This window comes from uncultured Limnohabitans sp. (genome assembly GCF_937889215.1).
Classification (GTDB): Bacteria; Pseudomonadota; Gammaproteobacteria; order Burkholderiales; family Burkholderiaceae_C; genus Limnohabitans_A.
The window spans coordinates 1-3,297 of record NZ_CALBEX010000303.1 but is presented as its reverse complement, the minus strand read 5'-3'; the positions used below and the strand labels follow the sequence as shown (position 1 = coordinate 3,297).

Annotated in this window: 3 protein-coding genes and 1 pseudogene; all 4 read right to left on the bottom strand. The window is 60.2% G+C overall.

Going from position 1 to position 3,297, the window contains the following annotated elements:
• Positions 1-70 precede the first annotated feature (70 nt).
• Positions 71-1,399, bottom strand: coding sequence for an adenylosuccinate synthase (locus Q0341_RS07755; RefSeq protein WP_299511795.1), 1,329 nt, complete (start codon positions 1,397-1,399; stop codon positions 71-73).
• A gap of 17 nt (positions 1,400-1,416) precedes the next feature.
• Complete coding sequence (locus Q0341_RS07750) at positions 1,417-2,577, bottom strand: ATP phosphoribosyltransferase regulatory subunit (protein WP_299511793.1); 1,161 nt, start codon at positions 2,575-2,577, stop codon at positions 1,417-1,419.
• A gap of 133 nt (positions 2,578-2,710) precedes the next feature.
• Positions 2,711-2,896, bottom strand: a complete 186-nt coding sequence (locus tag Q0341_RS07745; RefSeq protein ID WP_299511791.1) for a DUF2065 domain-containing protein — start codon at positions 2,894-2,896, stop codon at positions 2,711-2,713.
• A 3-nt stretch (positions 2,897-2,899) separates the two neighbouring features.
• Positions 2,900-3,297: pseudogene (locus Q0341_RS07740) on the bottom strand (protease modulator HflC); the annotation flags it as partial.

Genomic DNA, 3,297 nt, shown 5'->3' with positions numbered 1-3,297 from the left:
TTCGGTCAACATGGGGTCACTCCAAAAAAATCAGGGTTTGAAATCTAGGTCGGTTTGCCTTGCCCAAGGCTCAGGCGGCAAAGGGGTTGTGCAGCAAGATCGTGTGGTCACGGTCCGGGCTGGTGGAGACCACATGCACAGGCACGCCGGTCACCTGGGCAATGCGGTCCAGGTAATAACGGGCCGTGGCGGGCAGTTTGTCCATCTCAGTCACGCCCACGGTGGTCTCGGTCCAGCCGGGAATCACTTCGTAGATGGGCTTGCAGCGGGCAATTTCGTCCGCGCCCATGGGCAAGATGTCGATGGTTTCACCGTCCAACTCGTAGCCGGTGCACAACCACAACTCTTTCAAGCCGTCGAGCACATCGAGTTTGGTGATGCACAAACCACTCAAACCGTTGACTTGCGCGCTGCGCTTGAGCAAGGCCGCATCGAACCAGCCGCAGCGGCGCGAACGGCCGGTGGTCACGCCTTTTTCAGCGCCCACGGTGGACATGTGGTAGCCGGGTGTGCCGGGGGTTTCCCAGTCGAGTTCGGTGGGGAATGGGCCGCCGCCCACGCGAGTGCAATAAGCTTTGGTGATGCCCAAGATGTAGTGCAGCATGCCCGGGCCCACGCCCGCACCGGCAGCGGCGTTGCCTGCCACGCAGTTGCTGGACGTCACAAACGGGTACGTGCCGTGGTCCACATCGAGCAAGGTGCCTTGTGCGCCTTCGAACAGCAAATTGGCACCCGCTGCATGGGCGTCGTTGAGTTCGCGCGACACGTCGGCCACCATAGGCAGCAGCTCTTTGGCATACGCCATGGCTTCGTTGTAGGTGGTGTCAAAGTCCACGGGCGCAGCGCCCAGGATGTTGACCAAAATTTCGTTATGCAAGGCCAGGTTTTCGCGCAGCTTGGTGGCGAAGCGCTCGGGGTATTTGAGGTCTTGCACGCGCAGAGCTCGGCGCGCCACTTTGTCTTCGTAGGCAGGGCCAATGCCGCGTCCGGTGGTGCCGATCTTGGCGGTACCGGCTTTTTCCTTGGCGGCTTCGCGGCCCACATCCAATGCGACGTGGTAAGGCAAGATCAGCGGGCAAGCTTCGCTCACGCGCAAGCGCGAACGTACCTCGACACCGGCTTTTTCAAGTCCAGCGATTTCTTCGAGCAGCTTGGGCACCGACAAGACCACACCGTTGCCGATGTAGCACTTGACGCCGGCGCGCATGATGCCGCTGGGGATCAGGTGCAAGGCAGTTTTCACGCCGTTGATCACCAAGGTGTGACCCGCGTTGTGACCGCCCTGGAAACGCACCACGCCTTGGGCGCTTTCGGTCAACCAGTCGACCAGTTTGCCTTTGCCCTCGTCGCCCCATTGGGTGCCCACGACGACCACGTTACGGCCTTGCAACTTGTTCATGCTTGAAATGTTCTTTCTCAAAGAGCCTGCACCACCCACTGCCCAGCCGCTTCGATCAGCTCGCGGTCGCAATGGAATTCATCGATTTCGCTTTCGTGACCCGGCAAAATGCAGACCACAGTTTCACCTCGGCTGCGCAAGGCAGCAATGGCCGAGCGCAGACTGACCGAGTTACCCCAAGGCGCCCGGATGGCGGCGCGCAAAGCCAAAGGTGGCACGGCGGTCACCAATTCTTTCAGGTCCAAACTGAAGCCCACCGCCGGACGATCGCGGTCAATGCGATGGCCAAACACCGCACCCACACCGTCGTAACGACCGCCACGGGCCAGCGCATCCGATGCCCCTTTGGCATAGATGGCAAAACGCATGCCGCTGTAATAGGCGTAACCCCGCGAATCACCCAAATCAAAGCTGATGGCCACGCCCGGCAATTGCTCAGCAAGCCAGCGCAATTGGGCCAAAGCCTGCGTGATCTCTGGCGTAGCAGGCAAGCGTGCAGCCGCCTGGTCGAGCACATGGACATCGCCATACAAATCCAGCAGCGCCATGACACCATCGCGCACAGCGGGCGCAAAGCCAGCCGTCAAACGCGCCAGCGTGCTGGCATCTTTGATGGCCAAAGCGGCATGGATGTCATGGCGCTGCGAAGCCGACATGGGCTGGGCGTCCAGCAGACTGCTGACGACACGGGCATCGGCCAAATCCACCTGCAAATCGCCAACCCGAGCAGCACGCAGGCAGTCCAGGGCGAGCTGCAAAACTTCCAAGTCGGCCTCAGGGCCGGCGTGGCCGTAAATTTCGGCCCCCAGTTGCAAGGGTTCACGCGTGGCATGGGGTCTGGCAGGTCGGGTGTGCAACACCGGGCCGCAGTAGCAAAGCCGGGTCATGCCAACGCGGCCGAGCAAGTGCGCGTCGATGCGGGCCACCTGGGGGGTGGTGTCGGCACGCAAACCCAGGGTGCGGCCGGACAACTGGTCGACCAGTTTGAAGGTTTGCAAATCCAAGGCTTCGCCCGTGCCGGTGAGCAGGGACTCCAAATGCTCCAGCAGCGGCGGCATCACCAGCTCGTAGCCATAGCCACGGGTGGTATCGAGCAGTTCGCGACGGAGTTCTTCGATGTGACGTGCCTCAGAGGGCAAGACATCGGCAACGTGATCCGGGAGGACCCAAGCAGACATGTGGGATGAGGGGAGACGGTTAAAAAAGTGATTTTACCGGGTTGACACGGTCAATTCCGGAAAACCGTCAGGCAAATGGGCACGAAATCACACAAACCGTGGTTTTACAGGGCCATCCGACACGGTCAGCGCTTCAAGCCAAGACCATGACAAGGACTGCGCCCGCCGCGACCATGAACAGGCCAAAAAAACGAATTTGCCCGTCTTCAAGTTTGAGCATTTGCTCGAACAAACTGCGCCAATGTCGCGGCGAATACAAAGGCAGCAAGCCCTCCAGGATGAGCACCAAGCCCAAGGCCAACAGGAGGGATTGCAGCAATGTTTACTTTCGAATGGCGGCTGGGCTGCCTGGAGCGCCACGCATCCCCTTGAAGAACTCGGAGCTGGCCGGGTCCAACACCATCACGTCGCTCTTGCTGTTGAAGCTCGACTTGTAGGCTTCCAAGCTGCGGTAAAACTGCGCAAACTGTGGGTCACGGCCAAACGAGTCGGCATAAAGCCGAGCTGCCAAGGCATCGCCCTCACCTTTGATTTTTTGGGCATCGCGGTAAGCATTGGCCACAGTCACTTCGCGTTGACGATCGGCGTCAGCGCGGATTTTTTCACCTTCGGCCGCACCGGTCGAACGCAACTCATTGGCCACACGCTTGCGCTCAGCCTCCATCCGGCGGTAAACCGACTCGGTGATCGTGTCCACGTAATCGGCGCGGGTGATGCGAA

What these genes read in the sequence shown, in the direction of transcription:
- Q0341_RS07755 (WP_299511795.1), bottom strand. Translation starts at nt 1,399, where the DNA reads ATGAACAAGTTGCAAGGCCGTAACGTGGTCGTCGTGGGCACCCAATGG.
- Q0341_RS07750 (WP_299511793.1), bottom strand. Translation starts at nt 2,577, where the DNA reads ATGTCTGCTTGGGTCCTCCCGGATCACGTTGCCGATGTCTTGCCCTCT.